The organism is Pseudomonas sp. BIC9C (assembly GCF_034541995.1).
GTDB lineage: Bacteria > Pseudomonadota > Gammaproteobacteria > Pseudomonadales > Pseudomonadaceae > Aquipseudomonas > Aquipseudomonas fluorescens_CC.
The window spans coordinates 186740-206312 of the sequence record NZ_JAWDGM010000006.1; the positions used below are offsets into that span (position 1 = coordinate 186740).

Annotated in this window: 18 protein-coding genes and 1 pseudogene; 9 read left to right on the top strand and 10 right to left on the bottom strand. The window is 60.0% G+C overall.

All coding sequences use genetic code 11. From position 1 onward, the window contains the following. Positions 1 to 28: 28 nt before the first annotated feature. The gene (locus RS887_RS24505; RefSeq protein ID WP_008015434.1) at positions 29 to 634 is read left to right on the top strand and encodes a 5-formyltetrahydrofolate cyclo-ligase; all 606 of its coding nucleotides are present in this window, start codon (positions 29 to 31) and stop codon (positions 632 to 634) included. A gap of 35 nt (positions 635 to 669) precedes the next feature. On the opposite strand, the gene RS887_RS24510 is transcribed toward RS887_RS24505, so the two are convergent. Beyond that, positions 670 to 825, bottom strand: coding sequence for a hypothetical protein (locus RS887_RS24510; protein ID WP_007982896.1), 156 nt, complete (start codon positions 823 to 825; stop codon positions 670 to 672). A 195-nt stretch (positions 826 to 1020) separates the two neighbouring features. Here RS887_RS24510 and RS887_RS24515 point away from each other — a divergent pair, with 195 nt between their 5' ends. Further along, entirely contained in the window at positions 1021 to 1473 is a 453-nt protein-coding gene (locus tag RS887_RS24515; RefSeq protein ID WP_322617424.1) for an EVE domain-containing protein, read from the top strand. Between the two features lie 141 nt (positions 1474 to 1614). On the opposite strand, the gene RS887_RS24520 is transcribed toward RS887_RS24515, so the two are convergent. Beyond that, entirely contained in the window at positions 1615 to 2022 is a 408-nt protein-coding gene (locus tag RS887_RS24520) for a flagellar basal body-associated protein FliL (protein ID WP_111282887.1), read from the bottom strand. Between the two features lie 151 nt (positions 2023 to 2173). On the opposite strand from RS887_RS24520, the gene RS887_RS24525 reads away from it, so the two are divergent. Together RS887_RS24525 and glpT are read left to right on the top strand one after the other, a co-directional pair. After that, positions 2174 to 3151 (top strand): NADPH:quinone oxidoreductase family protein, encoded by a 978-nt coding sequence (locus RS887_RS24525; RefSeq protein WP_322617425.1) that lies wholly within the window; start codon positions 2174 to 2176, stop codon positions 3149 to 3151. A 416-nt stretch (positions 3152 to 3567) separates the two neighbouring features. Beyond that, a complete protein-coding gene (gene glpT, locus RS887_RS24530; RefSeq protein WP_322617426.1) occupies positions 3568 to 4917 on the top strand; it encodes a glycerol-3-phosphate transporter in 1350 nt (449 codons plus the stop codon). On the opposite strand, the gene RS887_RS24535 is transcribed toward glpT, so the two are convergent. The 6 genes from RS887_RS24535 to RS887_RS24560 form a co-directional block, all read right to left on the bottom strand. Continuing rightward, entirely contained in the window at positions 4893 to 5561 is a 669-nt protein-coding gene (locus RS887_RS24535; protein WP_007978886.1) for a gamma-glutamylcyclotransferase, read from the bottom strand. The genes glpT and RS887_RS24535 overlap by 25 nt on opposite strands. 320 nt (positions 5562 to 5881) lie before the next feature. Beyond that, positions 5882 to 6850: a CDP-6-deoxy-delta-3,4-glucoseen reductase gene (locus RS887_RS24540; protein ID WP_322617427.1), complete on the bottom strand. Its 969-nt coding sequence runs from the start codon at positions 6848 to 6850 to the stop codon at positions 5882 to 5884. Then, a complete protein-coding gene (ubiD, locus tag RS887_RS24545) occupies positions 6850 to 8316 on the bottom strand; it encodes a 4-hydroxy-3-polyprenylbenzoate decarboxylase (RefSeq protein WP_111282894.1) in 1467 nt (488 codons plus the stop codon). The genes RS887_RS24540 and ubiD overlap by 1 nt, the downstream gene beginning before the upstream one ends. 141 nt (positions 8317 to 8457) lie before the next feature. Continuing rightward, positions 8458 to 9717 (bottom strand): transcription termination factor Rho, encoded by a 1260-nt coding sequence (rho, locus tag RS887_RS24550; RefSeq protein WP_003206716.1) that lies wholly within the window; start codon positions 9715 to 9717, stop codon positions 8458 to 8460. 248 nt (positions 9718 to 9965) lie between these two features. Next, positions 9966 to 10295 carry a thioredoxin TrxA gene (gene trxA, locus RS887_RS24555; protein ID WP_003206727.1) on the bottom strand — a complete coding sequence of 110 codons (330 nt, stop codon included), beginning with the start codon at positions 10293 to 10295 and terminating at the stop codon, positions 9966 to 9968. A 121-nt stretch (positions 10296 to 10416) separates the two neighbouring features. Next, complete coding sequence (locus RS887_RS24560; protein WP_322617428.1) at positions 10417 to 11124, bottom strand: FadR/GntR family transcriptional regulator; 708 nt, start codon at positions 11122 to 11124, stop codon at positions 10417 to 10419. Between the two features lie 256 nt (positions 11125 to 11380). Here RS887_RS24560 and RS887_RS24565 point away from each other — a divergent pair. From RS887_RS24565 to ppx, 5 genes and pseudogenes are all read left to right on the top strand, one after another. Continuing rightward, positions 11381 to 12164: pseudogene (locus RS887_RS24565) on the top strand (transporter substrate-binding domain-containing protein). 22 nt (positions 12165 to 12186) lie between these two features. Beyond that, on the top strand, positions 12187 to 12855 hold the full coding sequence (locus RS887_RS24570) for an amino acid ABC transporter permease (RefSeq protein WP_322617429.1): 669 nt from the start codon (positions 12187 to 12189) through the stop codon (positions 12853 to 12855). After that, positions 12852 to 13502, top strand: a complete 651-nt coding sequence (locus RS887_RS24575) for an amino acid ABC transporter permease (RefSeq protein WP_322617430.1) — start codon at positions 12852 to 12854, stop codon at positions 13500 to 13502. The genes RS887_RS24570 and RS887_RS24575 overlap by 4 nt, the downstream gene beginning before the upstream one ends. Beyond that, a complete protein-coding gene (locus tag RS887_RS24580) occupies positions 13489 to 14226 on the top strand; it encodes an amino acid ABC transporter ATP-binding protein (protein ID WP_322617431.1) in 738 nt (245 codons plus the stop codon). Before RS887_RS24575 ends, RS887_RS24580 begins: the two co-directional genes overlap by 14 nt. Before the next feature lie 231 nt (positions 14227 to 14457). After that, entirely contained in the window at positions 14458 to 15960 is a 1503-nt protein-coding gene (gene ppx, locus RS887_RS24585; protein ID WP_322617432.1) for an exopolyphosphatase, read from the top strand. 174 nt (positions 15961 to 16134) lie between these two features. Here ppx and ppk1 read toward each other — a convergent pair whose 3' ends face one another. Together ppk1 and hemB are read right to left on the bottom strand one after the other, a co-directional pair. Continuing rightward, entirely contained in the window at positions 16135 to 18357 is a 2223-nt protein-coding gene (gene ppk1, locus RS887_RS24590; RefSeq protein ID WP_322617433.1) for a polyphosphate kinase 1, read from the bottom strand. 18 nt (positions 18358 to 18375) lie between these two features. Further along, complete coding sequence (hemB, locus tag RS887_RS24595; RefSeq protein ID WP_007982864.1) at positions 18376 to 19389, bottom strand: porphobilinogen synthase; 1014 nt, start codon at positions 19387 to 19389, stop codon at positions 18376 to 18378. Between the last annotated feature and the right edge of the window lie 184 nt (positions 19390 to 19573).

Genomic DNA, 19573 nt, shown 5'->3' on the forward strand with positions numbered 1-19573 from the left:
CGTATCCGTCCTGCCGAAGTCCGAATCCATGACCGAACCTGCGCTGCTTCCCCGCCCGCAACTTCGACGCATGCTGCGCAACGCCCGCCGTGCACTGACACCGAGCCAGCAGCGCCAGGCCGCTCGCGGGTTGTACAAGCAACTGGCCCAGCAACCGCTGTTCCGCCGCGCCAGACACATCTCGCTCTATCTGCCGACCGACGGTGAAATTGATCCGCGCCTGTTGCTGCGTGCCGCACAGCGCCGGGGCAAGGCCACCTACCTGCCGGTGCTGAGCGCCTGGCCGCGAACCAAAATGGTGTTCCAGCGCATCCGGCCTGGGGAGAAACTCAAACCCAACCGCTTCCGCATCCTCGAACCACGGGCCAACCTCGCCCGGCAGCGCAGGATCTGGGCACTGGACCTGGTGTTGTTGCCGTTGGTGGGATTTGACGATGTCGGCGGACGCCTGGGGATGGGGGGTGGCTTCTACGATCGGAGCCTGGCCTACCTGGCGCGACGACAAGACTGGCGCAAGCCTACGCTGTTAGGGCTTGCCCACGAATGCCAGAAGGTCGAGCGATTGGCTCAGGCGAGCTGGGATGTGCCGCTGCAAGGAACGGTGACAGACAAGGCCTGGTATTACGCAGGCTAGGCACCACTTCGATCAGTGGTGCCATGGCAACAGGATCAGCGCTTGAAGGCTGTCGACTGTTGCTGCAATTGGGCGAGCTCGACCGGTGCATCGGTCTTGTTGGCCCACAGGCTTTGGGCATAGCCAGTGGTCACGACACCAAGGCCAAACAAAATGACCAAAATCCATAGTAAATCCGGTTTGCGTTTCATCGATTGCCCCCCAAAGGCATATCAACACGATGACAGCAGCGGTTTCCGTTTACAGGCCGTGCAGCCGCGTCAAGCTTGAAAGGCCGGCATTTTGCGACAACGTGAACCGCTGCGCAAATGCTGGCGTCAACCGACTGTCGGTTTGTCATAAAATTGCCGACAAGCTGCTCAATCACCCCGCAAGGAGCAAAAGACATGGCCTATTGGCTGATGAAATCCGAGCCAGACGAACTCTCGATCAAAGGACTGGAAAAGCTCGGCAAAGCGCGCTGGGACGGGGTTCGCAACTATCAGGCACGCAATTTCCTGCGGGCCATGGCGGTGGGGGACGCGTTCTTTTTCTATCATTCCAGCTGCCCCGAACCGGGCATCGCCGGAATCGGCAGGATTGTCGAAGCCGCCTATCCGGACCCGACGGCACTGGAGCCGGAAAGCCATTACTTCGACCCGAAGGCCACCCCCGAGAAAAACGCCTGGAGTGCGATCGATGTCGCGCATGTCGAGACGTTTTCCCGGGTGCTGAAGCTGGATTATCTGAAGCAGCAGACGGCGTTGGCCGAGTTGCCGCTGGTGCAGAAGGGTTCGCGGCTTTCGGTGATGCCGGTAACGGCACAGCAGTGGGCGGCGGTGATTGCACTCAAACCCTGAGATTTTCGGCGTCTATCAGAATGCATTCGCGGGCAAGCCCGCTCCCACAGTGACTTCTGATGTTCACAATATTTGTGTTCACAGCTGATCTTTGTGGGAGCGGGCTTGCCCGCGAAGAGGCCGGTACAGGCGGTGGAAAACTTACTGGATGATCAGGTTGTTGAACAACAGATCCTCAACCACCGGCTTGCCGGTTTCATCATTCATGATCTGCTGGGTCTGCTTCAGAGCCTCCTGACGCAGCTTTTCCTTGGCCTCGACGTTGTTCATCGTCTCGGTGGTCTGCTGGGCGAACAGCGCGACCAATTGATTGCGGATCAAAGGTTCATTGGCCTTCACCGCTTTGGCGGCCTCGTCACCGGTTACCCGCAACGCCACATCGGCCTTGTAGACCTTCAGTTTCGGCGTGCCGTCCAGCCCGTAGTTACCCACGAACGGCGGGCTCAGGGTGATGTAACTGACCTTCGGAGCTGCATCTTCTTTGGCTTCTTCGGCCACCGCTGCCACAGGCAGAGACAGGGCCAGCAACAACATGATCCACGCTTTCACAATTCGCTCCTAATCCGGTTTGCGGCCTAGCATAACGACCCGTCGCACAAGCACAAGACTTATGGCTGACTATCAGGGCCGGGCATGCTCGTTGACCCATCGACCCACACACCTACACTTATCGGCCATCACTCCCAAAGGAATAGCCCTGATGAAAGCCGTGCTGTGCAAAGCCTTCGGCCCTGCCGAATCGCTGGTGCTGGAAGACGTCGCCAGTCCTGTCGCGAAGAAGAATGAAATCCTGCTGGACGTGCACGCCGCCGGGGTCAATTTCCCCGACACGTTGATCATCGAGGGCAAATACCAGTTCAAGCCGCCCTTCCCGTTCTCTCCGGGTGGCGAAGCGTCAGGCGTGGTCAGTGCCGTGGGTGAAAAAGTCAGCCACCTGAAAGTCGGTGACCGGGTCATGGCCCTGACCGGCTGGGGCAGCTTTGCCGAACAGGTCGCCGTGCCGGGCTACAACGTGCTGCCGATCCCGCCGTCCATGGACTTCAACACCGCTGCCGCCTTCAGCATGACCTACGGCACCTCGATGCACGCCCTCAAACAGCGCGGCAACCTGCAACCGGGCGAAACCCTGCTGGTGCTTGGTGCCTCCGGTGGTGTCGGCCTGGCCGCGGTGGAAATCGGCCAAGCCATGGGCGCCCGGGTGATTGCCGCGGCCAGCAGTGCGGACAAGCTCGCCGTGGCCAAGGCCGCCGGCGCCGATGAACTGATCAACTACAGCGAAACCAGCCTCAAGGACGAAATCAAGCGCCTGACCGATGGCCAGGGTGCCGACGTGATCTACGACCCGGTGGGCGGCGACCTGTTCGACCAGGCCATCCGCGCCATCGCCTGGAATGGCCGTCTGCTGGTGGTCGGCTTCGCCAGCGGGCGTATTCCCGAACTGCCAGTGAACCTCGCGCTACTCAAGGGCGCGGCCGTGCTTGGCGTGTTCTGGGGCTCCTTCGCCCAGCGCCAGCCACAGGATAATGCCGCGAACTTCCAGCAATTGTTCGGCTGGTTTGCCGAAGGCAAATTGAAGCCGCTGGTGTCGCAGGTCTATCCGCTGGGCAATGCGGCGCAAGCGATCAATGATCTTGGCCAGCGCAAGGCCGTCGGGAAGGTTGTTGTGCAGGTTCGCTGAGCCGGTAAAGCGGTCTGGATTTCGATTGAATCGGTTCAGACCGCTTTTATGATCAAACACTAAAGCAACTTCCGAATACCCTCGGGTAGATACCTCACATACCTGGAAGCAGGATTGCCCAGGCATTGCCTGACCGTAAACCGGCACCTTGTGATTCAAACCGGCTATCAACTCCAGAGCATTGAACGAAGGACCTTTCCCAAAAAGCCGCCCTGTTTCGGTACATCAAAGCCCTCAATACGAAACGGGCAACGCTTCCTGCAACGCCCCTCACTTACATCTGAGCGACATGTTCATAAAGGAACGCGCGATATCCAACATCTCTGCTGTTTTGCCAATGAGAACGGGTGCTATGTTCGGTAACGAAACTGTAATATTCGCATCCGCAGTCAAAACAAGAAATCTGGAGCTCTTGAATGTTTGCTTTCTTTCGTCCTGCCGCACATCAGGCTCGATTGCCTGAAGAAAAAATAGACAGCACCTACCGACGCCTGCGCTGGCAGATCTTCGCCGGTATCTTCTTTGGCTACGCGGGTTACTACCTGCTGCGCAAGAACTTCTCCCTGGCCATGCCGTACCTGATCGATGAGGGCTACTCCCGTGGTCAGCTGGGCCTGGCAATGTCCGCCATTGCGATTGCCTACGGCCTGTCGAAGTTTCTGATGGGCCTGGTGTCCGACCGCTCCAACCCGCGTTTCTTCCTGCCGTTCGGCCTGCTGGTTTCGGCTGGGGTGATGTTCATTTTCGGTTTCGCGCCTTGGGCGACGTCCAGCGTGACCATGATGTTCATTCTGCTGTTCATCAACGGCTGGGCTCAGGGCATGGGTTGGCCACCGAGCGGCCGGACCATGGTGCACTGGTGGTCGCAGAAGGAACGTGGCGGCGTGGTGTCCGTGTGGAACGTGGCGCACAACGTCGGCGGCGGCCTGATCGGCCCGTTGTTCCTGATCGGCATGGGCCTGTTCAATGACTGGCACGCCGCGTTCTACGTGCCGGCAGCCGTGGCGCTGGCGGTAGCGGTGTTTGCCTTTATGACCATGCGCGACACCCCGCAATCGGTTGGCCTGCCGCCGATCGAGCAGTACAAGAACGACTACCCGGAAGGCTACGACGCCAGCCACGAAGAGGAATTCAGCGCCAAGGAAATCTTCGTCAAATATGTGCTGCGCAACAAAATGCTCTGGTACATCGCCTTGGCCAACGTGTTTGTCTATCTGCTGCGCTACGGCGTGCTGGACTGGGCGCCGACCTACCTCAAGGAAGCCAAGGGTTTCACTGTAGACAAAACTTCGTGGGCGTATTTCTTCTACGAGTGGGCAGGTATCCCGGGCACGCTGCTGTGCGGCTGGATGTCGGACAAGATCTTCCGTGGCAACCGCGGCCTGACCGGCATGGTATTCATGGCGCTGGTGACTGTGGCGACGCTGGTTTACTGGCTCAACCCGGCCGGCAATCCGATGGTCGACATGATCGCGTTGCTTTCCATCGGCTTCCTGATCTACGGCCCGGTAATGCTGATCGGCCTGCAGGCGCTGGAACTGGCTCCGAAGAAAGCTGCGGGTACGGCGGCGGGTTTTACCGGTCTGTTCGGTTACCTGGGTGGTTCGGTCGCGGCCAGTGCAGCCATGGGCTACACCGTGGACCATTTCGGCTGGGACGGCGGCTTCGTGCTGCTGGTCGGTGCCTGCCTGCTGGCGATGGCCTTCCTGGCCCCGACGCTACGACACAAACAAATCGCCAGTCAGGGCCGCGAAGCGCTCGCTTGATCGGCCTTTGATTTACAGCGCTTGAGCCGCGCCTCCAGATTCCGGTCTGGCATGGCGTGGCTGCGCAGGGCGTGGGCGGTTTGCTCGACATAATCGCGAGTGGTGCCGTAGCGCCCGCAAGCGTTTTCGAACACATGGCTCAGCACATGATCCGGCAGGTTGCCGGCATAGCTGGGCAGATGTCGCTCCAGCACAAAGCCCAAGGCCTGTACCTGGCTGCCATCTTCGAGACGGCAGTTAAGCCAGTGCGGGCGGTAGGAAGGAAATGGCATCTCGCGTTGCCAAAGTGCGTATAGCGATGCTTCGAGTTGCTCTTCGGGCAAGCGATAGGCGAAACCGCTGCAAGAACCACCGCGATCCAGACCAAACACCAGGCCGGGCATTTCCGGTGTGCCGCGATGTTCGTGGGACCACAGGTACAACCCGCGATGGTAGCCATGCACCCGGCCACGAACCCGTTCAACCGCCGTGCATTCTGGCCGCCAGATCAGCGACCCGTAGGCAAACAGCCACACCGGTCCACCCTTGTGGCGGGCCATGGTCGATTGCATCGAGCTGAGCAATTGTTCGTGAGTGAGCTGCGGCCCCAGATCGAGCCGCGGAGGGTAAGCCAGATTCAAAAAAGCAGATTCGATGGCGCTCATGGCGAATAGCGTTCAGCTCCCCGCGAGTAAACAGTTATTAAATAGAACGCACCGCCGAAACAATAAGGCACATATGTTTTCAAGTAATTTAAGTGCCTTGGCGCAGTTCTTAATTAATCACTTGAACGAGATATAACCTACCGACATTTATAAATTTTTATAAATACCGATGAGCTATATGGAGAGTTATAAACCTATAACCCTGTAGGAGCGAGCCTGCTCGCGATGGTCGTTAACGATTACGCGGGGAGTCAGGCTGCCCGCGGCGCTCTTTAATCCATCGCGAGCAGGCTCGCTCCTACAAGTACGGGGGGACGGGATCAGGATCTAGGTGCGTAGGCAAATACATCGGCGCGCATCTGGTGGGCATCCATCCCCGCCTCCACCAGCGCATCCAGGGTTCCGTAGACCATGGCCGGAGAACCACTGGCGTACACGTGCAGCGGCTTGAGGTCAGGGAAATCCTCACACACTGCTTCATGCAACATGCCGCAGCGCCCCTTCCAGCCGCATTGATCGCTGACGACCTTGTGCAGGAACAGGTTGGGCAGTTTCAGCCACTCGTCCCAGTGCTCGACCTGATAAAAGTCTTCTGGACGACGCACGCCCCAATACAGGTGCACCGGATGCTTGAAACCCGAGGCCCGGCAATGTTCGATCAGGCCGTGGATCTGGCCCATGCCGGTGCCCGCGGCGATCAGTACGAGGGGACCGTCCGGCAACTCTGCCAGGTGGGTATCGCCAAACGGCAACTCGACCCGCACCATGTTGTTGCGCTGAAGCTGTTCGATCAGGCTCAGCGCACTGGCTTCGCGCGCCAGTACATGGATTTCCAGGTCTCGCCCCGCATGCGGTGCCGAGGCGAGGGAGAAAGCCGACTTTTCGCCGTTCTCGCGTTCGATCATCAGGTACTGACCAGCATGGTAGCGCGGCGGTTTGCCAGCCGGAGCCCGCAGACGCACGCGCCAGGTGTCGCCGCCCACGTCCCTGCACTCAATGACCTGACACGACAAGCTGCGCACCGGCAGTTCTCCCAGCGCGAGCACGCCATCCCACAGCACGATGCAGTCTTCCAGCGGCTCCGCTATGCAAGTGTAGAACTCGCCATGGTCGCGCACATCGCCGGCCTGCTCGACCCGTCCTTCTACCAGCAGCGCCGCGCAGACGTGGCAATTGCCGTTGCGGCAACTTTGCGGGCATTCGTAGCCCATTCGTCGCGCGCCATCGAGAATCCGCTCGCCGGGCAATATCTCAAGCACTGCTCCGGAGGGCTGCAAGGTTACACGCATCAATCTATTCCTAACTGATTCCAGATGGCATCGATCCGCTGGGTCACGGCATCGTCCTTGACGATCACCCGGCCCCACTCGCGGGTGGTTTCGCCCGGCCATTTATGCGTGGCATCGAGGCCCATTTTCGAACCCAGGCCGGACACCGGCGAAGCGAAGTCCAGGTAGTCGATCGGCGTGTTGTCGATCATCACCGTATCGCGCTTGGGGTCCATGCGCGTAGTGATGGCCCAGATCACGTCGTTCCAGTCCCGGGCGTTGATATCGTCGTCGGTGACGATAACGAACTTGGTGTACATGAACTGTCGCAAAAACGACCAGACACCGAGCATTACCCGCTTGGCATGACCGGGATACGATTTTTTCATGGTCACGACGGCCATGCGGTACGAGCAACCTTCGGGCGGCAGATAGAAATCGGTGATCTCCGGGAACTGCTTCTGCAGGATCGGAACGAACACTTCGTTCAATGCCACGCCAAGGATCGCCGGCTCATCCGGTGGACGACCGGTGTAGGTGCTGTGATAGATCGGCTTGATCCGGTGGGTGATGCGCTCGACAGTGAATACCGGGAAGCTGTCGACTTCGTTGTAGTAACCGGTGTGGTCGCCGTACGGGCCTTCATCGGCCATCTCGCCCGGATGGATCACGCCTTCGAGGATGATTTCGGCGGTGGCCGGTACTTGCAGGTCGTTGCCGCGGCACTTCACCAGCTCAGTGCGGTTACCGCGCAACAGGCCGGCGAAGGCGTATTCGGAGAGGCTGTCGGGCACCGGGGTCACGGCACCGAGGATGGTCGCCGGGTCTGCACCCAGCGCGACCGATACCGGGAACGGCTGGCCGGGATGCTTCTCGCACCACTCGCGAAAATCCAGCGCGCCGCCACGGTGGCTCAGCCAGCGCATGATGACCTTGTTGCGGCCGATCACTTGCTGACGATAGATGCCGAGGTTCTGGCGATCCTTGTTCGGGCCTTTGGTGACGGTCAGGCCCCAGGTGATCAGCGGACCGACATCGCCCGGCCAGCAGGTCTGCACCGGCAACATGGCCAGATCGACGTCGTCGCCTTCGATGACCACTTCCTGGCACACGGCGTCCTTGACGACTTTCGGCGCCATCGAAATGATCTTGCGGAAGATCGGCAGCTTGGACCAGGCATCCTTCAGGCCTTTCGGCGGCTCGGGTTCCTTGAGGAACGCCAGTAGCTTGCCGATCTCGCGCAACTCGCTGACCGCTTCGGCGCCCATGCCCAACGCCACGCGCTCGGGGGTGCCGAAAAGGTTGCCGAGCACGGGGATGTCGTAACCCGTAGGCTTTTCGAATAACAGGGCCGGGCCTTTGGCGCGCAAGGTGCGGTCGCAGACTTCGGTCATTTCGAGCACTGGGGACACCGGAACCTGGATGCGCTTGAGTTCGCCGCGCTGTTCCAGACCGCTGATAAAGTCGCGCAAGTCGCGATACTGCATGCGTGAGCCTCGTGTTGGCCGTGGCGTTCGGGGGCTGGCAGTTTAGCGCCGAAGCCCTCTATTCAGAACCACGAACTGGCATTTGATCAAAAATCAGATAGCAAAAAGCCGGGTTTCCCCGGCTTTTTGTGCCTGTTCGACTTACTTGCGTTTCATCGACAGGAAGAACTCATCGTTGGTCTTGGTCGTTTTCAGCTTGTCGACCAGGAACTCGATGGCAGCGACTTCATCCATCGGGTGCAGCAGCTTGCGCAGGATCCACATGCGCTGCAGCTCGTCGTCGGCAGTCAGCAACTCTTCGCGGCGGGTGCCGGAACGGTTGATGTTGATGGCCGGGAAGACGCGCTTTTCAGCGATACGGCGATCCAGCGGCAGCTCCATGTTGCCGGTGCCTTTGAATTCCTCGTAGATCACTTCGTCCATCTTCGAGCCGGTTTCAACCAGCGCGGTGGCGATGATGGTCAGCGAGCCGCCTTCTTCGATGTTTCGTGCGGCACCGAAGAAACGCTTAGGTTTCTCCAGGGCGTGGGCATCGACACCACCGGTCAGCACCTTGCCGGAGCTCGGGATCACGGTGTTGTAGGCGCGAGCCAGACGGGTGATGGAGTCGAGCAGAATCACCACGTCTTTCTTGTGCTCGACCAGGCGCTTGGCCTTCTCGATCACCATTTCGGCAACCTGCACGTGACGGGTTGGCGGCTCGTCGAACGTCGAGGCAACCACTTCGCCGCGCACGGTGCGCTGCATTTCGGTTACTTCTTCCGGACGTTCGTCGATCAGCAATACGATCAGATGAACTTCAGGGTTGTTACGCGCGATGTTCGCCGCGATGTTCTGCAGCATGATCGTCTTGCCGGCTTTCGGCGGAGCAACGATCAGACCACGCTGGCCTTTGCCGATCGGGGCGCACAGGTCGATCACACGACCGGTCAGGTCTTCGGTGGAACCGTTACCGGCTTCCATCTTCATGCGCACGGTCGGGAACAGCGGGGTCAGGTTCTCGAAGAGAATCTTGTTTTTCGCGTTTTCCGGACGATCGAAGTTGATCGTGTCGACCTTGAGCAGCGCGAAATAACGCTCGCCTTCCTTTGGAGGGCGGATCTTGCCAACGATGGTGTCACCGGTGCGCAAGTTGAAACGACGGATCTGGCTCGGCGAGACGTAGATATCGTCTGGACCTGCGAGATAGGAAGCGTCAGCGGAGCGCAGGAAGCCGAAGCCGTCCTGGAGAATCTCCAGCACGCCATCACCGGAGATTTCCTCACCGCTTTTCGCGTGCTTCTTGAGCAGGGAGAAAATCACGTCCTGCTTGCGCGAACGGGCCATATTTTCTATGCCCATCTGTTCGGCCAATTCGAGCAGTTCGGTAATCGGCTTTTGCTTGAGTTCAGTCAGATTCATATAGGAATGACGTAATCATTTATGGAGGGGGGAAATTAAGCTTTTGGCTTAATGAGGCCGCGCCGCAGAGAAGGCGACAGGATCGCGTACTTATTCGAAAAGGAGTGCGTCGGCGACGGCTAGCAGGGGGCAATGGAGAAACCAGTGCGGGGCCGAATGTACCACCTGAGTATCAGGAGCGTCTAGCCCTGAATACGCAAAAAGCCCCGCTATTTGCGGGGCTTTTTTCAGGACACTTGCAACGACGCTTAGATGTTGGCGTCGAGGAAAGCAGCCAGTTGCGACTTCGACAGTGCGCCGACCTTGGTCGCTTCAACGTTGCCGTTCTTGAACAGCATCAGGGTCGGGATACCGCGCACGCCATGCTTGGCCGGGGTTTCCTGGTTTTCGTCGATGTTCAGCTTGGCAACGGTCAGCTTGCCTTTGTAAGTCTCGGCAATTTCGTCCAGGACAGGAGCGATCATTTTGCAAGGGCCGCACCATTCAGCCCAGTAATCGACCAGTACAGCGCCTTCAGCCTTGAGTACGTCGGCCTCGAAGCTAGCGTCGCTAACGTGTTTGATAAGATCGCTGCTCATGGAATTCTCCAGGGTTGTAAGCAAAAAAACGTGGCCCATCATAGCTGCCCTTCCCTCGTTCAGGAAGGTGCAGTTGATTGAGTCTCGCTATGGCTTTCCATGAGTTTGGGTATAGCCCGGGTCACGCCGGGGCGGGAGCGACGAAGGCGATTCCGGTGCGCAACGCCGCGTTGCGCACATGCTCTTGCATGGCCTTTTGCGCAGCGCCAGAGGCTCGGCGAGCCAGTGCGCGAAGGATCTTGCGGTGTTCCTGCCAGGTTTCCATGGCCCGTTCGGCCCGGATGAACGGTAGTTTCTGGCTTTCCAGGAAGATATCGGCGCTGGCGGTGAGGATACTCAACATTGCCTGATTGCCGCTGGCCAGCAGGATGCGCCGGTGGAATTCGAAGTCCAGGCGAGCCGTCGCTTCGAAATCAGCGGCTTTCAATTCGTTGCGCATGGCGGCGACATTGTCCTCCAGCGCATCGAGTTCATCGGTGCTCAAGGTCACGGCCGCCAGCCCCGCGGCAAACCCCTCCAGCGCATAGCGCAACTGGAAGATATCCAGCGGCGAAGCCTGAGCCGCGAACGGCCAGCCCGGCGCCGCCTCGCCTCGCGGCAGCTCCACCGGCGCCTGCACGAACACGCCTTTGCCCGGCTGGATGCTGACGACGCCCAGCGCACTCAGGGACGACAACGCCTCGCGCAAGGAAGCCCGGCTTACGCCCAGTTGCAGCGCCAGGTCCCATTGCGAGGGCAAGGCATCCCCCGGCCCGAAGCCCTGCTCGGTAATCAGTTTGCGGATGGCTTGCAGCGCCACTTCGGGTACGGCGCGGGAGATCGAATTCATGGTTTTCCAGACGAACCAGGCCAATGTGCGCTCAGTTGTAAAGCTATTCGCGGTCCCCGGCAAGTCGTGCCCCATGGGGGTTCGATGGTTTTCACAGATGCGCTATCGGGGTGCGAAAAACAACCTGACTGTTCAGACCAGTAAGACCGTGAAAGGCCAGCAAAACCGCGCCCTGGCGGCCCCGAAACCCTATGTTGGCATGGCCCGTGCTCTGTCGATCCGCAGAAATCACTTCTTGCCGATTCGGAGATTTGCCATGACCCAGCGTTACAGCGCCCTCCTCGCAGCCCTGTTTGCCAGCCTGATATTGAGCCAGGCACCCGCCCACGCCGACGGTCTGGAGGATGTGGTCAAGCGCGGCGTCCTCAAGGTTGCCGTGCCCCAGGACTTCCCGCCCTTCGGCTCGGTCGGCCCGGACATGAAACCCCGCGGCCTCGATATTGATACCGCGAAACTGCTGGCCGACCAGCTCAAGGTCAAACTCGAACTGACGCCGGTCAACAGCACCAACCGCATCCCGTTCCTCACCACCGGCAAGGTCGACCTGGTGATTTCCAGCCTCGGCAAAAACCCGGAGCGCGAGAAGGTCATCGACTTCTCGTGCCTATGCGCCGTTCTACCTCGCGGTGTTTGGTCCGCCAGACGCCGACATCAAGGGTCTGGACGATCTCAAGGGCAAAACCATCAGCGTCACCCGTGGCGCCATCGAAGACATCGAGCTGACCAAGGTCGCTCCCGAAGGCGTGACCATCAAGCGTTTCGAAGACAACAACTCGACCATCGCCGCGTACCTGGCCGGGCAAGTCGACCTGATCGCCAGCGGCAACGTAGTGATGGTCGCGATCAGCGAGAAGAACCCCAAACGCGTGCCGGCGCTGAAAGTGAAGCTCAAGGATTCGCCTGTTTATGTGGGCGTAAACAAGAATGAGCCGCAGCTGCTCGATAAGGTCAACCAGATCCTCGTCACCGCCAGGAGCGACGGCGCGCTGGAAAAGAACGCCCTGACCTGGCTCAAAGAACCACTGCCGGCCAATCTCTGATCCCGCGCGCAGGAGACGTTTTATGGCTTATCAGTTCGATTTCTTGCCGGTGGTGCACAACACCGATCTGTTGCTGCGCGGTGCGCTGTTCACCCTTGAGCTGACAGCCATCGGCGCTGTGCTCGGCGTGGGACTTGGCATCGTCGGGGCGCTGGTGCGGGCGTGGAACATCCGGCCTTTCGCGGGGATTTTCGCGGTCTATGTCGAGTTGATCCGCAACACACCATTTCTGGTGCAGCTGTTTTTCATCTTCTTCGGCTTGCCGTCACTGGGCGTGCAGATCTCCGAATGGCAGGCAGCGGTGCTGGCGATGGTGATCAACCTCGGCGCCTATTCGACCGAAATCATCCGTGCCGGTATCCAGGCGATCCCCCGGGGTCAGCTGGAAGCCGCGGCGGCACTGGCGATGACGCGCTTCGAAGCATTCCGCCATGTCGTGCTGCTGCCGGCACTGGGCAAAGTCTGGCCGGCCCTGAGCAGCCAGATCATCATCGTCATGCTCGGCTCGGCGGTGTGTTCGCAGATCGCCACCGAAGAGCTGAGTTTCGCGGCCAACTTCATTCAATCGCGCAACTTCCGCGCTTTTGAAACCTACGCCCTGACCACGCTGCTGTACCTGTGCATGGCGCTACTGATCCGCCAGTTCCTGAACTGGATCGGCCAGCGGTTCATCGCAAGGAGTGGCCGATGAGTGATTTCACCTTCTGGGACATCGTGCGCAACCTGCTCACCGGCCTGCAATGGACGCTGGCACTGTCGTTGGTGGCGTTCATTGGCGGCGGGCTGATCGGCTTGCTGATCATGGTCATGCGCATCTCGGATAAATCCCTGCCACGCAGCTTTGCGCGCACTTACATCGAACTGTTCCAGGGCACACCACTGTTGATGCAGCTGTTCCTGGTGTTTTTCGGCGTGGCCCTGGCCGGGTTGGAGATTTCGCCGTGGATGGCGGCGGCGATCGCGTTGACGCTGTTCACCAGCGCTTACCTGGCGGAGATCTGGCGCGGTTGCGTCGAATCGATCCCCAACGGCCAGTGGGAAGCCTCATCGAGCCTGGCGCTCAATCCGCTGGAGCAACTGCGCCATGTGATCCTGCCGCAGGCCCTGCGCATTGCCGTGGCGCCGACCGTGGGCTTCTCGGTGCAAGTGGTCAAAGGCACCGCCGTCACGTCGATCATCGGCTTCACCGAACTGACCAAGACCGGCGGCATGCTCGCCAACGCGACCTTCGAACCCTTCATGGTCTACGGTCTCGTCGCCATCGGCTATTTCCTGCTCTGCTACCCCTTGTCCCTCAGTGCTCGCTACCTGGAAAGGAGACTGCATGCCTCTGCTTAGAATTTCCGCCCTGCATAAATACTACGGCGATCACCATGTGCTCAAAGGCATCGACCTGAGCGTCGAGGAAGGCCAGGTGGTGGCGATCATAGGGCGCAGCGGCTCGGGCAAATCCACCCTGCTGCGCACCCTCAATGGCCTGGAGTCGATCAACGACGGCGTGATCGAAGTCGACGGCGAGTACCTCGACGCCGCCCGCGCCGACCTGCGCAGCCTGCGGCAGAAAGTCGGCATGGTGTTCCAGCAGTTCAACCTGTTCCCGCACTTGACCGTGGGTGAGAACGTCATGCTGGCGCCGCAAGTGGTGCAAAAAGTGCCCAAGGCCAAGGCGGCCGAACTGGCGCGACAGATGCTGGAACGGGTCGGGCTGGGCGAAAAGTTCGATGCCTTCCCGGACCGACTGTCCGGCGGCCAGCAACAGCGGGTGGCGATTGCCCGCGCCCTGGCGATGTCGCCGAACGTGTTGCTGTGCGATGAAATCACCTCGGCCCTGGACCCGGAGCTGGTCAACGAAGTACTGAGCGTGGTCCGGCAACTGGCAAGGGAAGGCATGACGCTGATCATGGTCACCCACGAAATGCGTTTTGCCCGGGAGGTTGGGGACAAGTTGGTGTTCATGCACCAGGGTAAGGTGCATGAGGTGGGGGATCCGAAAGTGCTGTTTGCCAGGCCTCAGACGGTAGAGCTGGCGAATTTCATCGGGACGGTTGAGGCGGCGGGGTGACGGATCCTCAGTGCCTTGAAGGCCGCCTTCGCGGGCAAGCCCGCTCCCACAGGTTTTGCGTCGAACACACAATAGTGTTTCAACCGAGATCCTGTGGGAGCGGGCTTGCCGCGATTGGCCGCATAGCGGCCGCTTGCTTTGCTGTGCTGGGTCAATGCATTGAACACTGCGCGTTGGCGCCAGCCTTTGATCGTGGCACGATGTCGAGGTTATCGACCGAGACCCCAGACCATGCCGCAATCCCAAGCCAAGAATCTGTCCCTGATCGCCGCAATCGACCTGGGCTCCAACAGTTTTCACATGGTCGTGGCCAAGGCCCAGAACGGCGAGATCCGTATTCTCGAGCGTCTCGGGGAGAAGGTTCAGCTGGCCGCAGGCATCGACGAAGAGCGTCATCTCAGCGAAGAATCGATGCAGCGCGGGCTCGACTGCCTCAAGCGCTTCGCCCAACTGATCAGCGGTATGCCCACCGGTGCCGTGCGCATCGTTGGCACCAATGCCCTGCGGGAAGCCCGTAACCGCGCCGAATTCATCCACCGCGCCGAAGAAATCCTCGGCCACCCGGTGGAAGTCATTTCTGGCCGTGAAGAAGCGCGCCTGATCTATCTCGGCGTGTCCCACACCCTCGCCGACACGCCTGGTAAACGCCTGGTGGCCGACATCGGCGGCGGCAGTACCGAATTCATCATTGGTCAGCGCTTCGAACCGCTGCTGCGTGAAAGCCTGCAGATGGGTTGCGTCAGCTACACCCAACGCTATTTCAAGGACGGCAAGATCACCCCGGCCCGTTACGCCCAGGCGTACACCGCAGCGCGGCTGGAGATCATGAGCATCGAGCACGCATTGCACCGCCTGACCTGGGACGAAGCCATCGGCTCCTCGGGCACCATCCGTGCCATCGGCCTGGCACTGAAGGCTGGCGGTCAAGGCTCGGGCGAGGTCAATGCCGAAGGCCTGGCCTGGCTCAAGCGCAAACTGATCAAGCTGGGCGACGTCGAGAAAATTGATTTCGAAGGCATCAAGCCTGATCGCCGGGCGATTTTCCCGGCGGGCCTTGCGATCCTCGAAGCGATCTTCGACTCCCTCGAACTGCAACGCATGGATCACTGTGAAGGCGCCCTGCGTGAAGGCGTGCTCTATGACCTGCTGGGCCGCCATCATCACGAAGACGTGCGTGAACGGACCCTCACTTCGCTGATGGAGCGCTACCACGTCGATCAGGAACAGGCGGTACGCGTCGAGCGCAAGGCACTGCATGCTTTCGATCAGGTGGCCGCGGATTGGGATCTGGAAGACGGCGTCTGGCGCGAACTGCTCGGCTGGGCGGCCAAGGTCCATGAAGTGGGCCTGGACATCGCTCACTACCAGTACCACAAGCACGGTGCCTACCTGATCGAGCACTCGGACCTCGCCGGGTTCTCCCGCGAAGACCAGTTGATGCTCGCGCTGCTGGTACGCGGCCACCGACGCAACATTCCCAAGGACAAGTTCGCCGAGTTCGGCGACGACGGCACCAAGCTGATTCGCCTGTGCGTGCTGCTGCGCTTTGCGATTCTGTTCCACCACATCCGTGGCACCCAGCAGATGCCCCAGGTGGAACTGAACGCCTATGACAACCACCTGGAAGTGGTTTTCCCGGAAAACTGGCTGGATGAAAACCAGTTGACCCAGGCCGACTTTGAAATTGAAGCGCAATGGCTGACACGGGTCGACATCGTGTTGACCGCTCGCTAGAGCCCCTGTTGTAGGAGCGAGCTCGCTCGCGAAAAACCGGCAGGCGACGCTTTTTTCCAGACAGCACGCGTCATCGTTCACGTCCATCGCGAGCGAGCTCGCTCCTACAGGGGGCGGCGGTGTAAACAAAAATGGCGATCCGCAGGGATCGCCATTTTTTATACCTCGCCTGCCTTACCGGACAGCCAGAATCGGGCTGCCCAAACGCTCCAGCAATGTCGCCTGGGCGCTGCGCGGGTTCTGGTTGCCGGTCGGCGTGTTGCGGATGTAACGACCGTCCGACTGCAGGCTCCAGCTGTGGGTGTTATCGGTGAGATACAGCTCCAGCTCTTTCTTGACCCGCATGATCAGCTTCTTGCCTTCCACCGGGAAGCAAGTCTCGACACGCTTGTCGAGGTTGCGCTCCATCCAGTCGGCACTGGACAGGAACATCTGTTCTTCGCCGCCATTGAGGAAGTAGAAGACCCGGGTGTGCTCCAGGAAGCGACCGATGATCGAGCGCACGTGGATGTTATGGGAAACCCCGGCAATCCCTGGTCGCAGGCAGCACATGCCACGCACCACCAGATCGATGCGCACGCCCGACTGGCTGGCCTTGTACAGCGCGCGGATGATCTTCGGATCGGTCAGCGAGTTGAACTTGGCAATAATGTGCGCCGGTTTGCCGTCGAGGGCGAACTGGGTTTCGCGGGCAATCATGTCAAGCATGCCCTTTTTCAGGGTGAACGGCGCATGCAGCAACTTCTTCATGCGCAGCGTCTTACCCATGCCGATCAACTGGCTGAACAGTTTGCCGACGTCTTCGCACAAGGCATCGTCGGAGGTCAGCAGGCTGTAGTCGGTATACAGGCGGGCGTTGCCGGCGTGATAGTTACCCGTACCGAGGTGCGCGTAACGCACGATTTCACCGGCCTCGCGACGCAGGATCAGCATCATCTTGGCGTGGGTCTTGAAGCCGACCACGCCATAGATCACCACCGCACCGGCCGCTTGCAGGCGGCTGGCCAGTTGCAGGTTGGACTCTTCGTCGAACCGCGCACGCAGTTCGATCACCGCGGTGACTTCCTTGCCGTTGCGCGCTGCATCCACCAGCGCATCGACGATTTCCGAGTTGGCGCCGGACCGGTACAGGGTCTGGCGCACCGCCAGCACGTGTGGGTCCTTGGCGGCCTGGCGCAGCAGGTCGACCACCGGGGTGAACGACTCGAACGGGTGCAGCAGCAGGATGTCCTGTTTGCTGATCACGCTGAAAATGTTTTCGCTGTTCTGCAGCAGTTTCGGGATCTGCGGGGTGAACGGCAAATATTGCAAATCACGCTGGCTGTCCAGGCCGGTGATGCTGAACAGCCGTGTCAGGTTCACCGGACCGTTGACCTGATACAACTCGGTCTCGCCCAGGTTGAACTGTTTGAGCAGATAGTCGGACAGGTGTTTCGGGCACGTGTCGGCCACCTCCAGTCGCACCGCATCACCATAGCGACGGGAGAACAGTTCGCCGCGCAGGGCGCGGGCCAGGTCCTCGACGTCTTCGGAGTCCAGCGCCAGGTCGGCGTTACGGGTCAGGCGGAACTGGTAGCAGCCCTTGACCTTCATGCCCTGGAACAGGTCGTCGGCGTGAGCGTGAATCATCGACGACAGGAATACATAGTTGTCGCCAGGGCCACCGACTTCTTCCGGCACCTTGATGACGCGCGGCAGCAGGCGTGGCGCCGGGATGATCGCCAAACCGGAATCGCGGCCAAAGGCGTCGATGCCTTCGAGCTCGACGATGAAGTTCAGGCTCTTGTTCACCAGCAACGGGAACGGGTGCGTCGGGTCGAGGCCGATCGGGGTGATGATCGGTGCGATCTCGTCGCGGAAATAGCGGCGGACCCAGGTTTTGAGCTTGGTCGTCCAGTAACGGCGGCGGATGAAGCGGACCTGATGTTTTTCCAGCTCCGGCAACAGAATGTCGTTGAGGATCGCGTACTGGCGATCGACGTGACCGTGGACCAGTTCGCTGATGCGGGCCAGGGCCTGATGCGGTTGCAGACCATCGGCGCCGGCCTGTTCACGGGCGAAAGTGATCTGCTTCTTGAGGCCGGCGACACGAATTTCGAAGAACTCGTCCAGGTTGCTGGAGAAGATCAACAGAAACTTCAGCCGCTCCAGCAATGGGTAGGACTCGTCCAGCGCCTGTTCCAGCACGCGGATGTTGAACTGCAGTTGCGAGAGCTCGCGGTGGATGTACAGGCTGCTGTCATCCAGGCCGGGAATGGCCACCGCTGGCACTGTCGCAGCGGTTTCGACGACCGCCGCGGGCGGAGCTGGCTCCAGCTCCGGCGGGGTCTCGTCGACTTGCTCCACCACAGGTTGAGCGTCTTTTACGGCAACTTCAGTGAGTACTTCGGTATTCATCGAATGTTCCTGGGAGGGCTATTTTTGCTCTCGTAGCAATTGAGCGGCACGAACGGCAAAGTACGTCAGGATGCCATCAGCCCCTGCACGTTTGAAAGCGGTCAGGGACTCGAGGATAACCCCTTCGCTCAACCAGCCATTCTGGATCGCCGCCATGTGCATGGCGTATTCGCCGCTGACTTGATACACAAACGTCGGCACTTTGAATTCTTCTTTTACCCGGCACAGGATGTCCAGGTACGGCATGCCTGGCTTGACCATGACCATGTCTGCACCTTCTGACAAGTCCGCCGCCACTTCGTGCAGGGCTTCATTGCTGTTGGCCGGGTCCATCTGATAGGAGGCCTTGTTGGCCTTGCCCAGGTTCAGCGCTGAACCGACCGCATCGCGGAACGGGCCGTAATAGGCACTGGCGTACTTGGCCGAGTAGGCCATGATCCGTACATTGACGTGACCGGCCACTTCAAGGGCTTCGCGGATCGCCTGGATGCGACCGTCCATCATGTCCGATGGTGCCACGACCTGAGCGCCGGCTTCGGCGTGGGACAGGGCTTGCCTGACCAGTGCGTCGACGGTGATGTCGTTCTGCACGTAGCCTTCTTCATCAAGAATGCCGTCCTGGCCGTGGGTGGTGAACGGGTCCAGGGCAACATCGGTGATCACGCCCAACTCCGGGAATTGCGCACGCAGCGCACGGGTCGCGCGTTGGGCGATGCCTTGCGGGTTCCACGCTTCGGCGGCGTCCAGGGACTTGAGTTCCGCTGGCGTCACCGGGAACAGCGCCAGCGCCGGAATCCCCAACTCGACCCACTTGGCCGCTTCTTCCAGCAACAGGTCGATGGTCAGGCGTTCGACACCCGGCATCGAGGCCACGGCTTCGCGACGGTTTTCACCGTCCAGCACGAACACCGGCAGGATCAGGTCATCGACGGTCAGGACGTTTTCACGGACCAGACGACGCGAGAAGTCGTCACGACGGTTGCGGCGCAGGCGGGTTGCGGGGAACAAACGGTTGGCGGGGGTAAAGCTCACGGCAGACTCCTGAGCCCGCGCTTACGGGCGAGCGTGACAGTTATAAGCGGCCATTATGACGAACGTGTGACAGTTGTGTGCATCCCTGTGACAGGTAGTCGCATTCCATTGTCGTTGTAGGAAATGTTCACGTCGAGACACATTTGGACACTTTCCTGAATGTGTCCGAAGGGTTAGGCTGCGC